The following is a 22,154-nucleotide window of genomic DNA, read 5'->3' as shown; positions in this document are numbered from 1 at the left end:
CTTGTCGGACCGCACCCGTAGGGTCGGTTCGGACGCTTCGCCTGCGGGGGGTGGGGCTGGAGCGCCTGGGGTGTTGTGGGGCGGCCGAACGACTGGCATGTGCTGGATCTCGATAGGGATCCGGTGCCGGGTGATCCGACGCGGGTGAAGTCGCTGGCGCAGCAGTTGCACACCTTCGCCGACGATGTGGAGTCGGCGTTGCGGCTGGTGAAGGGCATGCAGTCGGAGGAGGCGCTGCTGTCGTGGGCGGGGCTGTCGGCGGACGCGTTCCGTGACGAGTTCGGGTCCGCGCCGAAGAACGGCCACCGGCTGGGTCCACGCGGCGACCACGACGGCCGACTCCTTAGATCCGGCGAAGAACCCGGGCGCGACGGTGCCGCCGCCCGATTCGGACCAGGTGCGGCGGTCCACCCGGGATCTGGCGGCGGCCAAGGCGCAGCAGGCGCATGCCCAACAGGGCGTCTCCTCGGCCCAGTCGGCGCTGGAGGCGACCAGGCGTCTGGCCGAGCAGGCCCGCGGTCTGCGGGAGGACGCCGCGCGCCGCACGGTGACCAGGCTCCACGAGGCCTCCGACGCCGGTATCCACAACCGTCACTGGTGGGAGAAGGCGGTCCACTGGGTCGCCGACCACTGGGACGAGATCGTCACGGTGTGCAAGTGGATCGTGGCGATCCTGGGCATCGTCGTGATGATCATCGGCGGTCCGCTCGCGTGGCTCGTGGTCGCCGCGGCGCTGGTGGTGCTGGCCGACACGGTCATGAAGTACATCCAGGGCAAGGCCACTTTGTGGGACGTGCTGTTCGCGGCCCTGGACTGCATTCCCATGACCAAGGGCCTGACCAGCCTCGGCAAGCTGGCCGAGCTCTACAAGGCCGGCGGCCTCCTCAAGATCGGCGCCCACGCCGTGGAATCCGCCCGCGCCGGACTGCGCGGTGTCGCCCTCGGCATCCGGGACTTCACCCAGGGAATGCGCTACTGGCGGCTGCCCATGGTCGTAGCGGTGAGGGACCTCGCCACAGCGGGGAACACGCCCCTCGCGCTGACGATCAAGGGCTTCAAGGACGGCCGTCCGGGCATGAAGATGTTCAGGCCCGGCGACGTGTTGATGAGGTACATGGACCGCATCAAACCGGTGCAAGGCACCTTCGACGTGGGACTGCACGGGGCGCCCAGGAGTGTGGGCTTCCAGATCAAGAACGGGCCCGCCCATCTCGCGGAGAACTGGCACAGCTTTGATCACCGCCAGGTGGCGTCGCTCATGAAGGCGAACGGGTGGAACGGCGAGCCCGTCCGGCTGCTGTCCTGCAATACGGGCTCGTTGGCCGACGGGTTCGCGCAAAACCTCGCCAATCACCTCGGAGTCCCGGTGGAGGCTCCCGACAACTTCCTGTGGGTGCACCCCTCGGGTAAAATCGAGGGTCGCCCCGTTCGACGCCACCGGTAAGCATATCCATCCGACCGACCGTGGCGGATTCCATGTATGCAACCCCGGAAAGGTGAACCCCTGATGGTCTCGGTGACCTTGCCGCGCAAGCTCGCGGATCCTGACATCACGACCGAGGTCACTCCCGGGACACTGCCCGAAGAGGACGTCGAACCGCTGTTCACGTACATGGAGTCGGCCGAAGCCCTCATCGTCTCCCCCGGTACGGTGCCGGATCCCTTCACCGGACACGAAGGGTGGGGGGTGCGCATCGGCATCATGACGGACGGGGAATGGGTGTGGGATCTCGCCTGGGCGGACTACGTGAACTATCACCGGGTCGCGCCGCCCAGGGAATTCATCGAGCATGCACGCTCTCGCGGATTCGAACCACCGGAAATCCCGTTGGAGCGATTGGAAGAGCTCGCCGTCGAGATGGGAATTCCGCAGCCATGACCGAGGACCGTCTGGCGATTCCGATCGGTCTCCTGGAGGACTTCGCGTCCCAGTTGGGGTCCATCGTGCGGCGGCTGGACGACACCAAGGCGACCTTCAAGGCGTTCGAGGAGGACATGGGGGACGCGTCGGTCGTCGGGGCGCTCGATCACTTCGAGCACAACTGGAAGGACGGGCGGGGGGACATCCACAAGCAGTTGAGCGGGCTGGAGAAGATGGCGAACACGGTGGTGCGCGAGATGCGGAAGGTGGACGTGGACCTCGCGAAGCAGCTCGCGCAGTCCAGCGACGGTACGGCGCCCGCCGGTCAGGGGAACCAGTGACGTCCCCGGTGGCCGCGCCCGTCGGCGTCTCGCTCGCGGTGCCGGAGTCGTGGTGGGAGTTCGACATCCGGCCGGAGGGCCGGGAGGCGACGGTTCGGAAGCTGATCGACGAGCGCGTGCGGGCCGTGCCCGAACTCGCCCCCTACCGCGCGGACCTGAGCACCCTCCTGCGCCGGATGGCACGAGACGCCCACGATTCGGGCGCCCTCTACCTGGGGTGCATGGCCGAGAAACTTCGACGGGGTGCCGCTGACCGCGACCGTCACGGTCACCGTGCTGAGTGCCGGGACCGCGGACGGTGTGGCCCTGCCCACCGACCCGCAGGCCATCGCCGAGAGTCTGGCGACGATCACCCCGCGCCGTGAAGGAGACGCGTGGCGGAAGGTCACCACGGTGGAGCTCCCGGGGGCCGGACTGTGCGCGCGGACGCACGGTGTCGAGGACGTTCCGGTCGAGCGGGGCGATCCGCGCACCATCAGGATGGCCCTCACCCAGACCTATGTGCCCATCCCCGGCCGGCCCGAGCAGATCGTGCTGATCTCCGGCGCCAGCCCGGTCCTCGACCTGGCCGAGGCGTTCCACGACATCTTCGACGCCGTCACCTCGACCTTCCGCTTCGTCCCGGACGGCGGCGCGCCCGCCCGGTGACGCCCGCGGTCTCACACCGCGGGCCCGTCCCGGGTGAGTGCATGGTTGCGGCGACGTCACCTCGGGCCACGGGCCCGGTAACCCGCCGTTCCTAGCGTCGGCCGTACATCCGACGACGGGAGATGCGATGCGCGGCGTGGCAGGCAGGTGGATCGAACGCTGGGATCCCGAGGACGACGTCTTCTGGAACGAGGGCGGGGGGCGGCGGACCGCGCTGCGCAACCTGGCCTTCTCGGTGCTGTCCGAGCACATCGGCTTCTCCGTGTGGAGCCTGTGGTCGGTCATGGTGCTGTTCATGGGGCCCGAGTACCACGTGGACCCGGCCGGGAAGTTCTTCCTGGTGGCCACGCCGACGCTGGTCGGCGCGGTGCTGCGGGTGCCGTACACCTTCGCGGTGGCGCGCTTCGGCGGACGCAACTGGACGGTGGTCAGCGCGCTGATGCTGCTGGTGCCGACGATCGCGGCGGCCGTCGTCCTGCGACCGGGCGTCTCCTACACGACGTTGATGGTCGTCGGCGCGCTGGCGGGCGTCGGCGGCGGCAACTTCGCGTCCTCGATGACGAACATCAACGCGTTCTTCCCGCTGCGGGAGAAGGGCTGGGCGCTCGGCCTCAACGCGGGCGGCGGCAACATCGGCGTGGCCGCGATCCAGTTGGCCGGGCTCGCCGTGATCGCCGGGGCGGGCGCCGGCCACCCCCGGATCGTGCTCGCCGTCTACATCCCGCTGATCGTCGTCGCGGCCGTGCTGTCGGCGGTTTTCATGGACAACCTGGCGCCGGTCAGGAACGACACCGGAGCCGCGGTCGCGGCGGCCAGGGAGCCGCACACCTGGATCATGGCGGTGCTGTACATCGGCACGTTCGGTTCGTTCATCGGCTACAGCTTCGCCTTCGGTCTCGTGCTGCAGAACCAGTTCGGGCGGACACCGCTGCACGCGGCCTACCTGACGTTCATCGGCCCGCTGCTGGGATCGCTGGTCCGGCCGGTCGGCGGACGGCTCGCCGACCGCTTCGGCGGCGCGCGCATCACGCTGTGGATCTTCCTGGCCATGGCCGCGGCGACCGCCGTGGTGCTCGCCGCGTCCGAGCGCCGGTCGCTGGGGCTGTTCCTGGCCGGCTTCATCACGCTGTTCGTGCTCACCGGCGTCGGGAACGGGTCGACGTTCAAGATGGTCCCGGGCATCTTCCACCGCAAGGCCGAGGAGAACGGGCTCACCGGGGAGGCGGCCGCGGCCTGGGGCCGGCGGCTGTCCGGGGCGTCGATGGGGCTGATCGGCGCGGTGGGGGCGCTGGGCGGCGTCGGCATCAACATGGCGTTCCGGCAGTCCTTCCTCACCCGCCACACCGGAACGCCCGCGTTCGTCTCCTTCCTCGCCTACTACGCTCTGTGCTTCGTGGTCACCTGGGCCGTATACCTGCGCGGGACGGCGGGCGCCCGCGGCCGGGCCGGGGAGGCCGCACGAACGGCGCCCGCGGCCTACGCGGAGGTGTGACGGGGCAGGCGTGGCGTAACACCGGGGAAATCCCCGCGAACCGCCCCGGACACCGCGTCTTGGGACGATGCCGTTCCGGCGGGTGACCGCGCACCGGGCCAGGGGACGGCCCGCGTCCCCGGGCGGCACGAGCACTCCAGCAAAGTGGGGCAGGGCCAGATGCAAGCGCACAGCAGCAGGAGCAGGCACACCGCGGGCGGCGGACCCGGCGGCGGGGGCCCGGTGCCGCCGCTCGCCGGCTTCACCGTCGGGGTGACCGCGGCCCGCCGCGCCGACGAACTCGCGGCGCTGCTCGAACGACGCGGCGCCGCGGTGCTGCGGGCGCCCGTGCTGCGCATCGTGCCGCTCTCCGACGACGCCGAACTGCTGACCACCACACGGCAGTTGCTGGACGACGCGCCCGACGTCGTGGTCGCCACGACGGCGATCGGCTTCCGCGGCTGGGTCGAGGCCGCCGACGGATGGGGACTCGGCGAGGCGCTGGTCCGGCGGCTCGGCGAGGTCGAACTGCTCGCCCGCGGGCCGAAGGTGCGGGGCGCGGTGCGGGCGGCCGGACTCACCGAGGCGTGGTCGCCGGCGTCGGAGTCCATGGCCGAGGTGCTCGAACGGCTGCTGGAGGAAGGGGTGGACGGGCGGCGCATCGCGGTGCAACTGCACGGCGAACCGCTGCCCGGGTTCGCCGAGACGCTGCGGGCCGCCGGCGCCACGGTCGTCGCGGTGCCGGTGTACCGCTGGATGCCGCCGGAGGACCTCGGGCCGGTGGACCGGCTGCTGGACGCGGTGGTCGCCCGCACCCTGGACGCGGTCAGCTTCACCTCCGCGCCCGCCGCGGCCTCGCTGCTGGAACGGGCCGAACGGCGCGGGATCGTGGACGAGGCGCTGGCGGCGTTCCGCTCGGACGTGCTGGTGGCGTGCGTCGGGCCGGTGACGGCGCTGCCGCTCCAAGCGCGGGACGTACCGACCCGCCACCCCGAACGGTTCAGGCTCGGACCCCTGGTGCAGCTCATCGCCGGTGAACTGCCCGGACGCGTGCGGCCGTTGCCCGTCGCCGGGCACCGGGTGGAGATCCGCGGGCACGCGGCGGTGGTCGACGGCATGCTGCGGCCGGTGCCGCCTGCCGGGATGGCCCTGCTCAGGGCGCTGGCGCGCAGGCCCGGCTGGGTCGTTCCCCGCGGGGAGCTGCTGCGGGTGCTGCCGGGGGCGGGGCGGGACGAGCACGCGGTCGAGACGGCGGTGGCGCGGTTGCGCTCCGCGCTGGGCGTGCCGAAGGTGATTCAGACGGTGGTCAAGCGGGGGTATCGCTTGTCGCTGGACCCGCACGCCGACACCAAGTACGCGCTGCGGTAACCCGCAACCACGTCCTCCCCCTCTCCGCCCGCCCGGGCAATCCCCGTCCCCCTTTCGAGTGCCTCGCCCCTTTCGGGGCCTGTCCTGCCCCTTGCGGTGCGGTGCCGCCTGCCGCTGGGCTCGGGCACTCGGGGCTTGTCCTGCCCCTTGCGGTACGTTGCCGACTGCTGCGCCGTCGTGGCTTGTCGCGTTGGGGGCACCTCCCGGGCGGAGCCTGGGGGACCCCGCGCCCCTGATCACGTGCCGTTTGTCCGCACGTTGGGGGCAGTCCGGAAGCGTCTCCTCGGACTTGTGCGTGACCGTTCTCCCGAAGGGGCTGGTCGGGTGTGTGCACAAGTCCTTGCGGGGAGCGCTTCCTCCCCACCCCCTTGGTGGTCCATGGGGCCGCCTGGGCAGGACCGGGGTACCCCGGTAACACCCCCTGCGGCCACTTTCACTGCCAGGGGGTGGGGAGGAAGCGCTCCCCGCAGGAATGTGCATCCGCCCGGGTCAAGGTGTGGAAGAACCCGTCATGCACAGTCCGAGGAGACGCTTCCGGACTGCCCCCGACAGACGAACGAACGGCAAGCGATAACAGGGGCGCGGGGTCCCCCAGACTTCGTCCGGGAGGTGCCCCCAGCGCGAGCAACCCACCACCGGGCGGAAAGCCAGGAACGCACCGCAAGGGGCAGGGCCAGCCCCGTCGGGGGAGGGAAGGGCCGAGCCGTACACAGAGTTATCCGGGCGGAGCCACGGACGTACCCCGGGCGGATGCCCCGATGGCGCGGCCGGGTGGGCAGAAGGCCGCAGGTCGCGTACGGTTGCAGGCTGCTCCTCGCGCCGACGGCCCGAGAGCACCGCACGAACGAAGGGAATCCTGCGTGGCCGCGCAGACCGCAACACCGGGCGTCCGGGACCAGGAGATCGCCGCCGAACAGGTGCACCTGGACCGGGTGTACCGCCGGCTGGAGGAGAAGATCACCGAGGCCGAGTTCCTGATGCACGACGCCGCCCAGCGCGGTCACGTGGGGACCCCCGGCGCGCTGGCCGAGCGGGACGCCCAGGTCTTCCGGGCGGGTGTGCGGCTGAACCGGCTGAACAACGAGTTCGAGGACTTCCTGTTCGGCCGGATCGACCTGCTGCGCGGCAAGGACGGCAAGAAGGGCCCGGACGGCGCCTACACCTCCGTGGACCCCGCGGACGACGCGGTCGCGGCGAACGGCACCGCCGAGATCGCCGAGACCCTGCACATCGGCCGGATCGGCGTCCTGGACTCCGACTTCGCCCCGCTGGTCATCGACTGGCGCGCCCCCGCCGCCGCACCCTTCTACCGTTCGACGCCGGTCGCGCCCGGCCGGGTGGTGCGGCGCCGGGTGATCCGCTCCAAGGGCCGCCGGGTGCTGGGCGTGGAGGACGACCTGCTGCGTCCCGAGCTGACCACCGGGCTGCCGGTGGTGGGCGACGGCGCCCTGATGGCGGCGCTCGGCCAGGCGCGTACCCACACCATGCGGGACATCGTCGCCAGCATCCAGGCCGAGCAGGACCTGGTGATCCGGGCGCCCGCGGCGTCCGTCACGGAGGTGACCGGCGGGCCCGGCACGGGCAAGACCGCGGTCGCCCTGCACCGCGCCGCCTACCTGCTGTACCAAGACCGGCGGCGCTACTCCGGCGGCATCCTGTGCGTCAGCCCGACCCCGCTGCTGGTGGCGTACACCGAGGGGGTGCTGCCGTCGCTGGGCGAGGAGGGCCAGGTCGCGATCCGGGCGGTCGGCTCGCTGGTCGACGGCGTGACCGCGGACCTGTACGACGAACCGGCCGTCGCCCGCGTCAAGGGCTCGCTGCGGATGCAGAAGGTGCTGCGCAACGCCGCGCGGGGCTGCCTGGACATGGTCCAGGACCGGCCGTCGCTGCTGCGGGTGGTGGCCTTCGGACGGCGGATCGAGCTGGGCGAGGAGGAGCTGGCGGAGGTCCGGCGGCAGGCGCTCGGCGGCACGGCCCCGGTCAACCTGCTGCGCCCGCGCGCCCGGCGGCTGCTGCTGGACGCGCTGTGGCGGAAGACCGGCCGCCGGTTCCACGACGCGGAGCTGGCCGCCGAGGAACGGCAGGCGTTCGACGAGGACATCACCACCGAGACGGACTTCACCGCGTTCCTGGACGCCTGGTGGCCGCTGCTCCAGCCGCGCGGGGTGCTGACGGCGCTCGCCGACGAGCGGCGGCTGTCCCGTTGGGCCCGCCGGGTGCTGACGCCGCCGGAGGTGCGCCGGGTCGCCCGGTCGCTGCGGCGGGACGGCACGTCGGTGCACGACGTGGCGCTGCTGGACGAGCTGGAGACGCTGCTGGGCGCGCCGCCGCGGGAGAAGAAGCGGGATCTGGACCCGCTGGACCAGCTCACCGGCCTGGACGAGCTGATGCCGGACGTCGGCGAGTCGGCGCGCGAACGCGCCGAGCGGCTGGCCCGTGAGCGCACCGAGTACACGCACGTGATCGTGGACGAGGCGCAGGACCTCACGCCCATGCAGTGGCGGATGGTGGGCCGGCGCGGCCGTACCGCGACGTGGACGATCGTCGGCGACCCCGCGCAGAGCTCCTGGTCGGACGTCGACGAGGCGGCCCGGGCGCGGGACGAGGCGCTGGGCACCCGGCCGCGGCGCCGTTTCACGCTGACCGTGAACTACCGCAACCCGGCCGAGATCGCGGACGTCGCCTCCACGGTGCTGGCGCTGGCGATGCCGGGCAGCGAGCCGCCGCGGGCGGTGCGGTCGACCGGTGTGCTGCCGCGCTACGAGGTGGCGGGCGGCGACCTGGGCGCCGACGTCCGGGACGCGGCCGAGCGGCTGCTGGGCGAGGTGGACGGCACGGTGGGCGTCGTGGTGGCGATGAACCGCCGGGCGCAGGCCCGCGGCTGGGTCGAGGGCCTGGGGGACCGGGTGGTGGCGCTGGGCAGCCTGGAGGCCAAGGGCCTGGAGTACGACGCCACCGTGGTGGTCTCGCCCGCGGAGATCGCCGAGGAGTCCCCGGCGGGGCTGCGGGTGCTGTACGTGGCGCTGACCCGCGCCACGCAGCGGCTCACGGTGCTGGCCCGGGAGGCGGACCTGCCCGACGCCGACGGCGTGCCGGACCTGCTGCGGGCGGACTGAGCCCACCGACCTCACCCGGACACGCAGGAGGCCCCTCCCGAGGGAGGGGCCTCCTGGCGAAGCTGTGACACCGACCCGCCATGCTCGCCTCGCGGCAAGTGGGCGCTCGAAGCGCCTAAGGTTGGGCCCGGGGGCTTGGATCGAGCCGGTGCCTCACCCAGGCTAACAAACCGTTCCCGGACCTTCTTCCCACCGGCGGCAAACTTCCAGGATCTTTCAGGCCGTTGCCGAAGATTCACATCGTGGAAGTAGTCTTCCGTCATCTGCCCGGTTTCCCGGTACCCACCGGTAAATGCGACGATCGATCGGCATCAACTGCGCGATCCTGGTCAACGGCACGATCAACATCACGAACAGCACTCAGGCAGGAACCGGAAGAAGGTCGTCATGGCAACGGCGCCAAGCGTCTCGTACTCGATCACGGTGCGGCTGGAGGTCCCGGCGAGCGGGACCGCGGTCAGCCAGCTCACCACCGCGGTGGAGTCCTCCGGCGGATCGGTCACCGGTCTGGACGTCACCGCATCGGGCCACGAGAAGCTCCGCATCGACGTCACCGTGGCGGCCAGCTCCACCGCGCACGCCGACGAGATCGTCAGCAAGCTCCGCGGCATCGACGGCGTGGCCATCGGCAAGGTCTCCGACCGTACGTTCCTGATGCACCTCGGCGGCAAGATCGAGATGCAGTCCAAGCACCCCATCCGCAACCGTGACGACCTGTCGATGGTCTACACGCCGGGCGTGGCGCGGGTGTGCATGGCCATCGCGGAGAACCCCGAGGACGCCCGCCGGCTGACCATCAAGCGCAACTCGGTCGCCGTGGTCACCGACGGCTCCGCCGTGCTGGGCCTGGGCAACATCGGCCCCAAGGCGGCGCTGCCGGTGATGGAGGGCAAGGCCGCCCTGTTCAAGCGGTTCGCCGGCATCGACGCCTGGCCGCTGTGCCTGGACACCCAGGACCCGGACCAGATCGTGGAGATCGTCAAGGCCATCGCCCCGGGCTTCGCCGGCATCAACCTGGAGGACATCTCCGCGCCGCGCTGCTTCGAGATCGAGGCGCGGCTGCGCGAGGCGCTGGACATCCCGGTGTTCCACGACGACCAGCACGGCACCGCGATCGTGGTGCTGGCGGCGCTGACCAACGCGCTGCGCTGCGTCGGCAAGGAGATCGGCGCGCTGCGCGTCGTGATGTCGGGCGCCGGTGCCGCCGGCACCGCCATCCTCAAGCTGCTGCTGGCCGCCGGCGTCAAGCACGCCGTGGTCGCGGACATCCACGGCGTGGTGCACGCCGGGCGCGAGGACCTGGTGGACGGCGACGCGGGCTCGGCGCTGCGCTGGATCGCCGACAACACCAACCCGGAGGGCGTGACCGGCACCCTGAAGGAGGCCGTGGTCGGCGCGGACGTCTTCATCGGCGTCTCGGCCCCGAACGTCCTGGATGGCTCGGACGTCGCCCGGATGGCCGATGGCGCCATCGTCTTCGCTCTGGCCAACCCGGACCCCGAGGTGGACCCCTCCGCGGCCCGTGAGACGGCCGCCGTGGTCGCCACCGGACGCAGCGACTTCCCCAACCAGATCAACAACGTCCTGGTCTTCCCCGGTGTCTTCCGCGGCCTGCTGGACGCCCAGTCCCGGACGGTCAACACCGAGATGATGCTGGCCGCCGCGCGGGCCCTGGCGAGCGTGGTCGGGGACGGCGAACTGAACCCCAACTACATCATTCCCAGCGTGTTCAACGACAAGGTTGCCGGTGCCGTCGCGGACGCCGTGCGCGAGGCCGCGAAGGCCCAGGGACCGGCCGTCGCCGCGGCCGGACGGGGTCCGGTCCCGGCCTGACCGGGACCCGGCAGCCCTGACCGCGGTGACGGCTCGTCGCGCCGCGGTCACAGCGCGGAGGACCGAAGCGGAATCGCGTTCCGGAGCGTCGACGGCGTGACGACAGTGCGTCATCGACGGCGTCGTGCAGCGGTTTTTCCGCGACTCGCGCGGGCGGGCGATTGGCTTTCCCCCCATATATGGGGGCAGGATGCACACCTGGGCAGTGACGCACACAGCAACAGCTTCGAGCTCGCGCCCCCATGGCAGAAAGAACACGGGAGTACAGATATGAACCGCAGTGAGCTGGTGGCCGCGCTGGCCGACCGCGCCGAGGTGACCCGCAAGGACGCCGACGCCGTTCTGGCCGCGTTCGCTGAGACCGTCGGTGAGATCGTGGCCAAGGGTGACGAGAAGGTCACCATCCCCGGCTTCCTGACCTTCGAGCGCACCCACCGTGCCGCCCGCACCGCCCGCAACCCGCAGACCGGCGAGCCGATCAACATCCCCGCCGGCTACAGCGTGAAGGTTTCCGCGGGCTCCAAGCTCAAGGAAGCCGCCAAGGGCAACTAAGCACCCCTGGGCGCGCAGAACAGCAGAAGGGCGGCTGCCCCTCCCGCGAGGAGGGGCAGCCGCCCTTCGGCGTACCGGTGTCTCAGGCGACCGCGGGGGCCGGCTCGGCGTCCTTGCGCGGCAGCTCGATGTGCGCGCCCAGGCCCTCGAGCTTGTCCATGAAGTTCTCGTAGCCGCGGTTGATCAGGTCGATCCCGTGCACCCGCGAGGTGCCCTGCGCGGCGAGCGCCGCGATCAGGTACGAGAAGCCGCCGCGCAGATCCGGGATGACCAGATCCGCGCCCTGGAGCTTCGTCGGGCCGGAGACGACGGCCGAATGGAGGAAATTGCGCTGCCCGAAACGGCAGGCGCTGCCGCCCAGGCACTCGCGGTAGAGCTGGATGTGCGCGCCCATCTGGTTGAGCGCGGAGGTGAATCCGAGCCGGGACTCGTAGACCGTCTCGTGGACGATGGACAGCCCCGAGGCCTGGGTCAGCGCGACCACCAGCGGCTGCTGCCAGTCGGTCTGGAAACCGGGGTGCACGTCGGTCTCCAGCGCGATGGCGTTCAGCGGGCCGCCGGGGTGCCAGAAGCGGATGCCCTGGTCGTCGATCTCGAAGGCGCCGCCGACCTTCCGGAAGGTGTTCAGGAACGTCATCATCGAGCGCTGCTGGGCGCCGCGCACGTAGATGTTGCCCTCGGTGGCCAGCGCCGCGCTGGCCCACGACGCGGCCTCCAGGCGGTCCGGGATGGCCCGGTGCGTGTAGCCGCCCAGCTTGTCGACACCGGTGATCCGGATGGTCCGGTCGGTGTCCATGGAGATGATCGCGCCCATCTTCTGCAGGACGCAGATCAGGTCCTCGATCTCCGGCTCGACGGCCGCGTTGGTGAGTTCGGTGACACCCTCGGCCAGCACGGCCGTCAGCAGCACCTGCTCGGTGGAGCCCACCGACGGGTAGGGGAGCTGGATCTTGCAGCCGCGCAGGCCGCGCGGCGCCTCCAGGTACTGCCCGTCGGCCCGCTTGTCGATGGTGGCGCCGAAACGGCGCAGCACGTCGAAGTGGAAGTCGATCGGGCGCCCGCCGATGTCGCAGCCGCCCAGGCCCGGGATGAAGGCGTGGCCGAGGCGGTGCAGCAGCGGGCCGCAGAACAGGATGGGGATCCGCGAGGAGCCGGCGTGCGCGTCGATGTCGGCGACGTTCGCGCTCTCCACCCGCGTCGGGTCCAGCACGAGTTCGCCCGGCTCCTCACCACTGCTGACGGTGACGCCGTGCAGCTGCAGCAGGCCCCGGACCACGCGGACGTCCCTGATGTCCGGAACGTTGCGCAGCCGGCTCGGTTCGCTGCCGAGCAGCGCGGCGACCATGGCCTTCGGGACGAGGTTCTTCGCGCCTCTGACGCGGATCTCGCCCTCCAGGGGGGTCCCACCATGGACAAGCAGTACGTCGGCGATGTCGGTCATGGAACTCGCGATCGTCGGAAGGGTCAGAAGGGTCAAAACGGCAGGGCGGCTCGCAGCCGCGCACACAAGCAGACCGCGCAGAGCCGCCGCGCGGGAACCAAGAAGAGATGGTAATGCGCTTGACGGGCCCTGGCGGTTGCCCCTCCGCGTGCCCCGTCCATGCGGGATCATGTACCCATGGCCGAGGTGTCCTCGCTCACAGGGCGACTGCTGGTCGCCACCCCGAAGCTGGCGGACCCCAACTTCGACCGGGCCGTGGTGCTCCTGCTGGACCACGACGCGGAGGGCACGCTCGGCGTGGTCCTGAACCGGCCGACCCCGGTGGGGGTGGGTGACGTGCTGGAGGCCTGGGCCGGGCTGGCCGGGGTCCCCCAGGTGGTGTTCCAGGGCGGCCCGGTGTCGCTGGACTCGGCGCTGGCGCTGGCCGTGGTGCCCGGCGAGCCGCGGGAGGACGAGGGCTCCGGCCTGCTGGGCTGGCGGCGGGTGCACGGGGCGATCGGCCTGGTCGACCTGGAGGCGCCGCCCGAGCTGCTGGCCGCCGAACTGGGCTCGCTGCGGATCTTCGCCGGTTACTCGGGCTGGGGCCCGGGCCAGCTGGAGAAGGAACTGCTCGACGGCGCCTGGTACGTGGTGGAGTCCGAACCCGGGGACGTCTCCATGCCCGACCCGGAGCGCATGTGGCGGTCGGTGCTGCGGCGGCAGCGCAACGAGCTGGCCATGGTGGCCACGTATCCGGACGATCCGAGTCTCAATTAGGCTTGAGCGTCATGAGCACTCTTGAGCCCGAGCGCGGGGCGGGCACCGGCACCCTGGTCGAGCCGACTCCGCAGCTCTCCCACGGTGACGGCGACCACGAGCGCTACGCGCACTATGTCCAGAAGGACAAGATCATGGCGAGCGCGCTGGAAGGCACGCCCGTCGTCGCGCTGTGCGGGAAGGTCTGGGTCCCGGGCCGGGACCCGAAGAAGTACCCGGTCTGCCCGATGTGCAAGGAGATCTACGACGGCATGCCGGTCGGCGGGGGCGGCGACGCGTCCGGCGGGGGCGGCAACGGCTGACAGCGGCGCGTTCGGTCCCGAGGGCATGCCCGACGACGACGCGCCACTGGATCCCTTCGACCCGCTGCCGGACGACGCAGGCAGCGGGGAGCGGGTGCACGCCCTCGTCGGCCAGGGCCGGTTCGCCGAGGCGCACGCGCTGGTCAGCGACGCCTTCGTCGAGCGCAACGGCAGCGCCGGCTATCTGCTGCGGGCCTGGGTGCTCGCGCAGGAGCGGCGCCCGGTCCAGGCCCGCGAGGCCGTCGACTGGGCCCTGGCGCTCGCCGGGCCCGCCGAGACCGCGGACGTGTTCGTGCTGGCCGGCGTCGTCCTGCTCGCACTGGACGAGGCGCACGCCGCACTGACCGTCGCGCTGCGCGCCTACGGCGCCGACCCCGACGGCTGGGAGCCGTCGGTGCTGCTCTCCGACGTCTACCGGCGGCTGGGCCGGCTGCCCGACGCGGTGGCCGCCGCCCGCCGGGCCGTGGCCACCGCGCCCCGCGAGTCCGAGGCCCAGGTGGCGCTCGCCCGGTCGCTGTCCGCGAGCCGCGGCCTGACCGGCCGGATACCCCGGCGCCACCGCGCCGAACACGCCACCGCCGTGCGCAGCGCGCTGGAACTCGGCGCCGATCCCCGTCACCTCACCGCACCGCGCGGCGGCATGGTGATCGGCGGCGTCGGCCTGGCCCTGTTCTGGGGCACCCAGCTCTACCGGATCGAGACCGGCGGCGCCTGGCAGCTCATAGCCGGCGGCGCGGTGCTCGCCCTGACGTTCGTGATCATCGCCTTCGTGGTGCGGGCCGGCACCCGGCGCTCCGGGATCACCGCCCGCGCCCGGCTGCGCGGCATCCAGGCCACCACCCGCACCGAGATGGCCGTCGACGACTGGCTGTGGCGGATCAGCGCCGTGCACGTGTCCGCGTCGCTGCCCCTGCCGGTCCTGCTCACCACCGGGCTGGTCGCCGACCGCGGCTGGCACGGACATCCCTGGCCGCTGTGGGCCGCCGCGCTCGCCGCCCTCACCGGTCTCGCCGCCGTCCTGCTGGCGCTGGCCGCCGTGCCCTGGTGGTACGGCGCGGCGCTGGCCCGCCGGATCGTGCACTACGGCGGTCTGGTCCGCGTGCACCTGGCCGCGGCCGCGGCCCTGTCCGGCGGCACCATGGCGCTCGCCGCCCGCGGCGACGCCACCCGGGGCCAGTGGGCCGGTCTGGCCGTCGCGCATCTGGCATGGGTGGTCGGCGGCTGGGCCACCGCCCTGGTGATGGCCGGCCGGCTCCAGGCCCGGCGCCGTCAGACGCTCTGAACGACCCCGGCGGGGCACCCGGGCCGGCCGGGGAGGAGCGGGCTGAACCGGTTCGTGAATTGGTCTATGCCATTAGGCGGTCGGCGGGGCAGGATGGCCCCATGGACCTCATCCCCACCCCCAGTCACTCCACGGCCTACGCCGCCGACGCGACGTTCACGCTGGCACCCGGGACGGCGCTGGAGGCGGGTCCCGGCGCCGAGAACGCCGCCCGCTGGCTGCGGGCGGTCGTGGGCGCCGCCACCGGGCTGCCGTTCGCGTCCGCCGGGACCGCCGCCGACGGCGTCGTCCGGCTCGCGGTGGACGAGACCGTGCCCGGCGGCCCCGAGGCGTACCGCATCACCGTCGACCCCGCCTCCGGTGTGCGGATCACCGGCGCGGGCCCCGCGGGGGTCTTCTGGGGCGCCCAGACCTTCCGCCAGATGCTCGGCCCCGACGCCTTCCGCCGCGCCCCGGTGCGCGACCGCGTGTGGCAGGTGCCGTCCGGGCACCTCAGCGACGCCCCCCGGTTCGGCTGGCGGGGGTTCATGCTCGACGTGGCCCGCCACTTCATGCCCAAGGACGGGGTGCTGCGCTACCTCGACCTGATGGCCGCGCACAAGCTGAACGTGCTGCACCTGCACCTGACCGACGACCAGGGCTGGCGGCTGGAGATCCGCCGCCACCCCGAACTGACCGCCAAGGGCGCGTGGCGCGAGCGCACCAAGGTCGGGCTGCGCGAGTCCACGCTGTGGGACGAGCGCCCGCACGGCGGCTACTACACGCAGGACGACATCCGCGAGATCGTCGCCTACGCCGCCGAGCGCCACATCACCGTGGTCCCCGAGATCGACATCCCCGGCCACTCGCAGGCCGCGATCGCCTCCTACCCCGAACTCGGCAACACCGACGTGCTCGACACCGGTGCCCTGCCGGTCCTGCCCAGCTGGGGTGTCAACCCCAACGTGCTGGCGCCCACCGACGAGACGCTGCGCTTCTACGAGGACGTCTTCACCGAGGTGCTGGAGCTGTTCCCCGGCGAGTTCGTGCACATCGGCGGCGACGAGTGCCCCAAGGACCAGTGGCGCGACTCCGCGACCGCCCAGACCCGCATCAAGGAACTCGACCTGGAGGACGAGGACGAGCTGCAGAGCTGGATCATCCGGCACTTCGACCGCTGGCTAGCCGACCGCGGCCGGCGCCTCATCGGCTGGGACGAGATCCTGGAGGGCGGCCTCGCGCCCGGCGCGGCGGTGTCCTCCTGGCGCGGCTTCGCCGGCGGCATCGCCGCGGCCAAGGCCGGCCACGACGTCGTGATGTGCCCGGAGAGCCACGTCTACCTGGACTGGCGGCAGTCGGAGTCCCCGGACGAGCCCGTGCCGATCGCGCACGCCCGCACCCTGGAGGACGTCTACCGCTTCGAGCCGGTGCCCGCCGACCTCACCGAGGACGAGGCCCGGCGGATCATCGGCACCCAGGCCAACCTGTGGACCGAGGTGATGGACTCGGTGCGCGTCGTGGACTACATGGCCTTCCCGCGGCTCGCCGCCTTCGCCGAGGTCGCCTGGTCCGCGCTGCCCGCGCCCGCCGAACGCGACTGGGCGGACTTCGAGTCGAGGATGCGCACGCACTACGCCCGCCTCGACGCGCTGGGCGTGGAGTACCGGCCGCCGGGCGGCCCGCTGCCGTGGCAGCGCCGCCCCGGAGTCGTCGGCCGGCCCAAGCCCGGACCGCCCCCGATCAGGTGACCCCGCCCGGAACTTCCCCCGGCCCGCCCGGCGAGCTGGCACGGTGGTTCCCGTACTCCCGCAAGCACCCGTAAGCACGGCAAATCCGGCATGGTGGCCGATGCGGGCGCAGTCGTACGATCGAGCCCGGCAAGGGCGGATCGGTACTTCGTGGACCCTCGCGTCGGCCGCCCCGGAACATGTGCCAGAGTTGCCACGTCCGGGCTGTGAGCACGTACGGTACGGCTACCGCGTGACCGAGGAAGGCCGGGAAGGGGCAGCTGCGTGAGCACGTATGCACGGCAGGCAGCGGAGAACGTCATGCTGCCGTCCTCGCTGGACGAGGCGGTGGCGGCGCTCGCCGCCATGCCCAGTGCCGTGCCCGTCGCCGGTGGTACCGACCTGATGGCGGCCGTCAACTCCGGTCTGCTGCGCCCCGCGGCGCTCGTCGGACTCGGCCGCATCAGCGAGATCCGCGGCTGGCAGTACGCGGACGGCGCCGCGCTGCTCGGCGCCGGACTCACCCACGCCCGCATGGGACGCCCCGACTTCGCGGCGCTCATCCCCGCGCTGGCCGCCGCCGCCCGCTCGGCCGGCCCGCCGCAGATCCGCAACGCCGGCACCCTCGGCGGCAACATCGCCAGCGCCGCACCCACCGGCGACGCCCTGCCGGTGCTCGCCGCACTGGAGGCCGGGGTGATCCTGGCCGGGCCGGACGGCGACCGCGAACTGCCCATCAGCCACCTGCTGACCGGCATGGACCCGATGCGGCCCGGTGAACTCCTCGCCTTCGTCCGCATCCCGCTGCTGCACGCCCCGCAGACCTTCCTGAAGTCCACCGGACGCACCGGCCCCGGCCGCGCGGTGGCCTCCGTCGCCCTGGTCGTCGACCCCGCCAGGCGGCAGGTGCGCTGCTCGGTCGGCGCGGTCGCGCCGGTGCCGCTGCGGCCGCTCGAGGCCGAGCAGTGGGTCGCCGGGCTGATCGACTGGGACGGCGAGCGCACCCTCGCCGACGAGGCCTGCACCGCCTTCGGCGAGTACGTCGCCGCCGCCTGCATCCCCGACCAGCCCGGGGTCGAACTGCCGCCCGCCGCCGTGCAGCTCCGGCGTACCGTTGCGGCACTGTCCCGTCGAGCGCTCGGGAGGGCCCTGGCATGACCGACCAGTCGCACTCTGGCACCCCCCACGGCAACTCGGGGTCCTGGCAGCCCGTGCCGGGCGGCGGGGACTACGACCCCGACCAGACCATGCACGTCTCCTTCGCCGCCCAACTGCCGCCCGACCCGCGGCCCGGCGAGGACCCGCTGAGCGCCCACGGCCCGGCGGGTGCCGACGCGGGTGGCGGTACGGACGCCGCCACGACCTGGTCGATCCCGGTGATCAGGGACGAGGCGGAGGGCGAGTCCGGCGAGTACTCGGTCGGCGCCTTCACCTCGTCCTGGGACCAGGCGCCGTCGCCCGCCGCGCCCACCACGCAGTCCTTCCCCGCCGGGATGTTCGGGCAGGGCGCCGCCGCCGCGCAGGCCGCGCGGGCCGAGGCCGAGCGGGCACCGCGGCCCGGCGCCGACTACACCACACCCGCCGGCCACGGCACCGGCCAGTGGGCGATGCCCTACGGCGGTGCCCAGCCCGGCGAGGCGTCGCCCTGGCAGTCCCACGCCCCGGCCGCCGACGCCGCCTGGGCGCCCGCGGACAACGGCGAACGCGAGGACGACGGCGCGGCCGCGTACGGCCACCCCCGCGACGAGACCGGCGGCGGCACGCACCCCGCCGAGGCCGCCTACGCGCCCGGGTTCCACGGCCCCGGCCGCGGCGACGGCGGCTACGGCACGGGCCCGGCGGGCGGCGGCGGTTACGGCGGCGGCCCGGCGGCCCTCGGCGGGGGACCGGTCCACCCCGGCGCCGGCTACGGCCCGGAGGCCGGCGCCCCCGCGGCGGACGGCCACACCTACGCCGCCCGTGACGCGGCCGCCCACGGCGGTGACGGATTCGGGGACGCGGGTGACGGCGGCTTCGGCGGTGACGGGTCCGGCGACGCGGCCGGTGACGACGGCTTCGGTGCCGGCGGCTTCGGCTCGGCGGACCCGGGAAGTGCGGCCCACACGGGCGGCGCGTCCGAGGCGGACGGCCCGGGTGCCCCGGGTGCGGCAGACGTTCCCGCCGCCGAAGAGCCGCCGCAGACAACGGAGTCGGGGTCCCAGCGGGACCACCTGACCGGCGACGCCCCCGCCGGCCACGACGAGGACGCCGCCGAGGCGGCCGCCGCCGGTCACCCCGGCCCGGCCGAACCCGGCGACCCCGACGTGCTCGGCGACGACGTGCTCGCCGAACCCGGCACGCCCGGTGACCCGGCGGCCGCCCCGGACGCGGACCCGTCCGGCGACGGCGACGCCCCGCCCGGCGCCGCGGCCGCGGCGGACGTCGGTGCCGGAACCGACGCGGAACCGGAGGCCGCGGTCGCGGTCGAGCCGGAGCCCGAACCCGAACCGGAGCCCGAGACCCGCAGCGAGCACCCGCTCGCCTCCTACACCCTCCGGGTCAACGGCACCGACCGCCCGGTCACCGACGCCTGGCTCGGCGAGTCCCTGCTCTACGTGCTGCGTGAACGCCTCGGCCTGGCCGGCGCCAAGGACGGCTGCGAGCAGGGCGAGTGCGGGGCCTGCTCGGTGCAGGTCGACGGCCGGCTCGTCGCCTCGTGCCTGGTGCCCGCGGCCACCGCCGCCGGCAGCGAGGTCCGCACCGTCGAGGGCCTGACCGTCGAGGGACGCCCCTCCGACGTCCAGCAGGCGCTCGCCGACTGCGGGGCCGTGCAGTGCGGCTTCTGCATCCCGGGCATGGCGATGACCGTCCACGACCTGCTCGAGGGCAACCACCGGCCGACCGACCTCGAGGTCCGGCAGGCGCTGTCCGGCAACCTGTGCCGCTGCTCCGGCTACCGCGGCGTCCGCGAGGCCGTCCGTCAGGTCGTCGCCGGTCGCGCGGCCGAGGACGACACCGCGGCCGCCGAGGACGCTGCCCGGGTCCCGCACCAGGGCGGCCCGGCGGGACCGGAGGGCGCCCGATGAGCGCGGCGGCGCTGTCCGCGCCGCGGCGCCCGCGCCGGACGACCACGAACTCGCCCGCGGGAGACGGACGATGAGCATCATCGACGGGACCGGTGCCGGCCCCGAGACACTCGCCGGGAGCGGCGCCCCGCACGGCCTGGGGACGTCCGTGCCCTCGACCGAGGCGCTGGCCAAGACCCAGGGCACATACCCGTACGCCGCCGACCTGTGGGCCGAGGGCCTGCTGTGGGCCGCGGTGCTGCGCTCGCCGCACCCGCACGCGCGGATCACCCGCATCGACACCACCGAGGCCGCGGCGATGCCCGGCGTGCGGGCCGTCGTCACGCACGAGGACGTGCCCGGCGACGCCATGCACGGCCGCCGCGTCGCCGACCGCCCGGTCTTCGCCGGCGACCTCGTCCGGCACCACGGCGAGCCGATCGCCGCGGTCGCCGCCGACCACCCCGACACCGCCCGCCTCGCGGCCGCGGCGATCCTCGTCGAGTACGAGGTGCTGGAGCCGGTCACCGACCCGGAGAAAGCCTTCGCCGCGGAGCCGCTGCACCCCGACGGCAACCTGATCCGGCACATCCCGCTGCGCTTCGGCGACCCCGACGCGGTCGGCGAGGTCGTCGTCGAGGGCCTGTACCGGGTGGGCCGGCAGGACCCGGCGCCGATCGGCGCGGAGGCCGGGCTCGCGGTGCCGCGCCCCGACGGCGGCGTCGAGCTCTACGTGGCCTCCACCGACCCGCACGCCGACCGCGACCTGGCCGCCGCCTGCTTCGGGCTGGAGTCCGACCGCGTCAAGGTCGTGGTGACCGGCGTGCCCGGCGCGATGGGCGACCGCGAGGACTCGGGCATCCAGCTCCCGCTCGGCCTGCTCGCCCTCAGGACCGGCTGCCCGGTGAAGTTCGTGGCCACCCGCGAGGAGTCCTTCCTCGGCCACGCCCACCGCCACCCCACGCTGCTGCGCTACCGCCACCACGCCGACGCCGAGGGGCGGCTGGTCAAGGTGGAGGCGCAGATCCTGCTGGACGCGGGCGCCTACGCCGACTCCTCCTCGGACGCGCTGGCCGCCGCGGTGGCCTTCGCCGCCGGGCCCTACGTCGTCCCGCACGTCTTCGTCGAGGGCTGGGCGGTGCGCACCAACAACCCGCCGTCCGGGCACGTCCGCGGCGAGGGCGCGCTGCAGGTCTGCACGGCCTACGAGGGCCAGATGGACAAGCTCGCCGCCAAACTCGGCCTGGAACCGGCCGAGGTGCGGATGCGCAACGTGCTGGCCACCGGCGACATGCTGCCCACCGGCCAGACCGTGACCTGCCCGGCGCCGGTCGGCGAACTGCTCAAGGCCGTCCGCGACGCCGACCTGCCGCCGCTGCCCGACGGCGAGGACGAGTCCCAGTGGCTGCTGCCCGGCGGACTGTCCGGCGCGGGCGAACCGGGCGCCGTGCGCCGCGGCGTCGGCTACGCGCTGGGCATGGTGCACGTGCTCGGCGCCGAGGGCACCGACGAGGTGTCCACCGCGACCGTCCGCGTCCACGACGGCCGCGCCACCGTCATCTGCGCGGCCGTCGAGACCGGCCAGGGCTTCACCACCCTGGCCCGGCAGATCGTGCAGGACGTGCTCGGCGTCGACGAGGTGCGGGTGCTGCCCTCCGACACCGACCAGCCGCCCGCCGGCCCCGCCGCGCGCGGCCGCCACACCTGGGTGTCAGGCGGCGCGGTGGAGCGGGCCGCGAAGATGGTCCGCACCCAGCTCCTGCAGCCGCTGGCCGCCAAGTTCGGCATGTCCGTGGAACTGCTCACCATCGCCGACGGGAAGATCACCTCGTACGACGGCGTGCTGTCCACCACGGTCGCCGAGACCCTCGACGGCAAGGAGCTGTGGGCCACCGCGCAGTGCCGCCCGCACCCCACCGACCGGCTGGACGAGAACGGGCAGGGCGACGCGTTCGTCGGCCTCACGTTCTGCGCGGTGCGCGCGGTGGTGGACGTCGACATCGAGCTCGGCTCGGTGCGGGTGGTCGAACTGGCCGTCGCCCAGGACGTGGGCCGGATCCTCAACCCCCGCCAGCTCGCCGCCCGGATCGAGGCCGGGGTCACCCAGGGCGTCGGCATGGCCCTGATGGAGGACCTGCGCGCCCCCCGCGGTGTCGTCAAGCGCCCCAGCCTGACCGGCTACCCGATGCCGACGGCGCTGGACGCGCCGGACGTGCGGATCGTGAAGCTGGTCGAGGAGCGGGACGTGGTCGCGCCGTTCGGGGCGAAGGCGGTGAGCGCCGTGCCCGTCGTCACCTCGCCGGCCGCGGTGGCCGCGGCCGTGCGGGCGGCCACCGGGCGACCGGTGACCCGCCTGCCCATCCGCCCGCAGGCCGCCGTCGTCAAACCCCGGACCTGACCCTCCCGGGGACGCAGGAACCGCTGCCGGGAGGG

16 protein-coding genes and 1 pseudogene are annotated in these 22,154 nt (G+C 73.3%); 16 read left to right on the top strand and 1 reads right to left on the bottom strand.

The window, feature by feature from the left end; all coding sequences use genetic code 11:
* Positions 1-373 precede the first annotated feature (373 nt).
* The 9 genes and pseudogenes from K7862_RS16960 (at position 374) to K7862_RS16920 (ending at position 11,190) form a co-directional block, all read left to right on the top strand.
* Positions 374-1,444, top strand: coding sequence for a DUF8616 domain-containing protein (locus K7862_RS16960; protein ID WP_222963432.1), 1,071 nt, complete (start codon positions 374-376; stop codon positions 1,442-1,444).
* Between the two features lie 63 nt (positions 1,445-1,507).
* A complete protein-coding gene (locus K7862_RS16955; protein ID WP_222963431.1) occupies positions 1,508-1,879 on the top strand; it encodes a hypothetical protein in 372 nt (123 codons plus the stop codon).
* The gene (locus tag K7862_RS16950; protein WP_222963430.1) at positions 1,876-2,202 is read left to right on the top strand and encodes a hypothetical protein; all 327 of its coding nucleotides are present in this window, start codon (positions 1,876-1,878) and stop codon (positions 2,200-2,202) included. The genes K7862_RS16955 and K7862_RS16950 overlap by 4 nt, the downstream gene beginning before the upstream one ends.
* A 65-nt stretch (positions 2,203-2,267) precedes the next feature.
* A pseudogene (locus K7862_RS16945) lies at positions 2,268-2,850 on the top strand (hypothetical protein).
* 127 nt (positions 2,851-2,977) lie between these two features.
* Complete coding sequence (locus K7862_RS16940) at positions 2,978-4,342, top strand: nitrate/nitrite transporter (RefSeq protein WP_222963429.1); 1,365 nt, start codon at positions 2,978-2,980, stop codon at positions 4,340-4,342.
* A 159-nt stretch (positions 4,343-4,501) separates the two neighbouring features.
* The gene (locus K7862_RS16935; protein ID WP_222963428.1) at positions 4,502-5,689 is read left to right on the top strand and encodes a uroporphyrinogen-III synthase; all 1,188 of its coding nucleotides are present in this window, start codon (positions 4,502-4,504) and stop codon (positions 5,687-5,689) included.
* Between the two features lie 860 nt (positions 5,690-6,549).
* Positions 6,550-8,805 (top strand): HelD family protein, encoded by a 2,256-nt coding sequence (locus tag K7862_RS16930; RefSeq protein ID WP_308012031.1) that lies wholly within the window; start codon positions 6,550-6,552, stop codon positions 8,803-8,805.
* 387 nt (positions 8,806-9,192) lie between these two features.
* Positions 9,193-10,638, top strand: a complete 1,446-nt coding sequence (locus K7862_RS16925) for an NAD-dependent malic enzyme (RefSeq protein WP_222963426.1) — start codon at positions 9,193-9,195, stop codon at positions 10,636-10,638.
* 270 nt (positions 10,639-10,908) lie between these two features.
* The gene (locus K7862_RS16920; protein WP_222963425.1) at positions 10,909-11,190 is read left to right on the top strand and encodes an HU family DNA-binding protein; all 282 of its coding nucleotides are present in this window, start codon (positions 10,909-10,911) and stop codon (positions 11,188-11,190) included.
* 82 nt (positions 11,191-11,272) lie between these two features.
* Here the strand turns inward: K7862_RS16920 and murA are convergent, their stop codons facing one another.
* A complete protein-coding gene (gene murA / locus K7862_RS16915) occupies positions 11,273-12,631 on the bottom strand; it encodes a UDP-N-acetylglucosamine 1-carboxyvinyltransferase (RefSeq protein WP_222963424.1) in 1,359 nt (452 codons plus the stop codon).
* A gap of 177 nt (positions 12,632-12,808) precedes the next feature.
* Between murA and K7862_RS16910 the strand changes: the two genes are divergently transcribed.
* The 7 genes from K7862_RS16910 to K7862_RS16880 all read left to right on the top strand — a co-directional run bounded on the left by K7862_RS16910 (position 12,809) and on the right by K7862_RS16880 (position 22,119).
* On the top strand, positions 12,809-13,387 hold the full coding sequence (locus K7862_RS16910) for a YqgE/AlgH family protein (protein ID WP_222963423.1): 579 nt from the start codon (positions 12,809-12,811) through the stop codon (positions 13,385-13,387).
* Between the two features lie 11 nt (positions 13,388-13,398).
* Positions 13,399-13,689: a DUF3039 domain-containing protein gene (locus K7862_RS16905; protein ID WP_222963422.1), complete on the top strand. Its 291-nt coding sequence runs from the start codon at positions 13,399-13,401 to the stop codon at positions 13,687-13,689.
* Between the two features lie 25 nt (positions 13,690-13,714).
* Entirely contained in the window at positions 13,715-14,971 is a 1,257-nt protein-coding gene (locus K7862_RS16900) for a tetratricopeptide repeat protein (protein ID WP_222963421.1), read from the top strand.
* A gap of 101 nt (positions 14,972-15,072) precedes the next feature.
* A complete protein-coding gene (locus tag K7862_RS16895) occupies positions 15,073-16,698 on the top strand; it encodes a beta-N-acetylhexosaminidase (protein ID WP_222963420.1) in 1,626 nt (541 codons plus the stop codon).
* Between the two features lie 300 nt (positions 16,699-16,998).
* The gene (locus tag K7862_RS16890; protein ID WP_222963461.1) at positions 16,999-17,835 is read left to right on the top strand and encodes an FAD binding domain-containing protein; all 837 of its coding nucleotides are present in this window, start codon (positions 16,999-17,001) and stop codon (positions 17,833-17,835) included.
* A complete protein-coding gene (locus K7862_RS16885) occupies positions 17,832-19,742 on the top strand; it encodes a (2Fe-2S)-binding protein (protein WP_262413279.1) in 1,911 nt (636 codons plus the stop codon). Before K7862_RS16890 ends, K7862_RS16885 begins: the two co-directional genes overlap by 4 nt.
* Positions 19,743-19,812: 70 nt before the next feature.
* Positions 19,813-22,119, top strand: a complete 2,307-nt coding sequence (locus K7862_RS16880; protein WP_222963419.1) for a xanthine dehydrogenase family protein molybdopterin-binding subunit — start codon at positions 19,813-19,815, stop codon at positions 22,117-22,119.
* The last annotated feature ends 35 nt before the right edge of the window (positions 22,120-22,154 follow it).

It is taken from the genome of Actinacidiphila acidipaludis, from assembly GCF_019890725.1.
Classification (GTDB): Bacteria; Actinomycetota; Actinomycetes; order Streptomycetales; family Streptomycetaceae; genus Actinacidiphila; species Actinacidiphila acidipaludis.
This window is presented reverse-complemented; position numbering and strand designations above follow the sequence as displayed.

Bases quoted from the DNA above. Each gene is read 5' to 3' on its own strand.
- K7862_RS16955 (WP_222963431.1), top strand. From the start codon at position 1,508: ATGGTCTCGGTGACCTTGCCGCGCAAGCTCGCGGATCCTGACATCACG.
- K7862_RS16950 (WP_222963430.1), top strand. From the start codon at position 1,876: ATGACCGAGGACCGTCTGGCGATTCCGATCGGTCTCCTGGAGGACTTC.
- K7862_RS16940 (WP_222963429.1), top strand. From the start codon at position 2,978: ATGCGCGGCGTGGCAGGCAGGTGGATCGAACGCTGGGATCCCGAGGAC.
- K7862_RS16935 (WP_222963428.1), top strand. From the start codon at position 4,502: ATGCAAGCGCACAGCAGCAGGAGCAGGCACACCGCGGGCGGCGGACCC.
- K7862_RS16925 (WP_222963426.1), top strand. From the start codon at position 9,193: ATGGCAACGGCGCCAAGCGTCTCGTACTCGATCACGGTGCGGCTGGAG.
- K7862_RS16920 (WP_222963425.1), top strand. From the start codon at position 10,909: ATGAACCGCAGTGAGCTGGTGGCCGCGCTGGCCGACCGCGCCGAGGTG.
- murA (WP_222963424.1), bottom strand. From the start codon at position 12,631: ATGACCGACATCGCCGACGTACTGCTTGTCCATGGTGGGACCCCCCTG.
- K7862_RS16910 (WP_222963423.1), top strand. From the start codon at position 12,809: ATGGCCGAGGTGTCCTCGCTCACAGGGCGACTGCTGGTCGCCACCCCG.
- K7862_RS16905 (WP_222963422.1), top strand. From the start codon at position 13,399: ATGAGCACTCTTGAGCCCGAGCGCGGGGCGGGCACCGGCACCCTGGTC.
- K7862_RS16900 (WP_222963421.1), top strand. From the start codon at position 13,715: ATGCCCGACGACGACGCGCCACTGGATCCCTTCGACCCGCTGCCGGAC.
- K7862_RS16895 (WP_222963420.1), top strand. From the start codon at position 15,073: ATGGACCTCATCCCCACCCCCAGTCACTCCACGGCCTACGCCGCCGAC.
- K7862_RS16890 (WP_222963461.1), top strand. From the start codon at position 16,999: ATGCTGCCGTCCTCGCTGGACGAGGCGGTGGCGGCGCTCGCCGCCATG.
- K7862_RS16885 (WP_262413279.1), top strand. From the start codon at position 17,832: ATGACCGACCAGTCGCACTCTGGCACCCCCCACGGCAACTCGGGGTCC.
- K7862_RS16880 (WP_222963419.1), top strand. From the start codon at position 19,813: ATGAGCATCATCGACGGGACCGGTGCCGGCCCCGAGACACTCGCCGGG.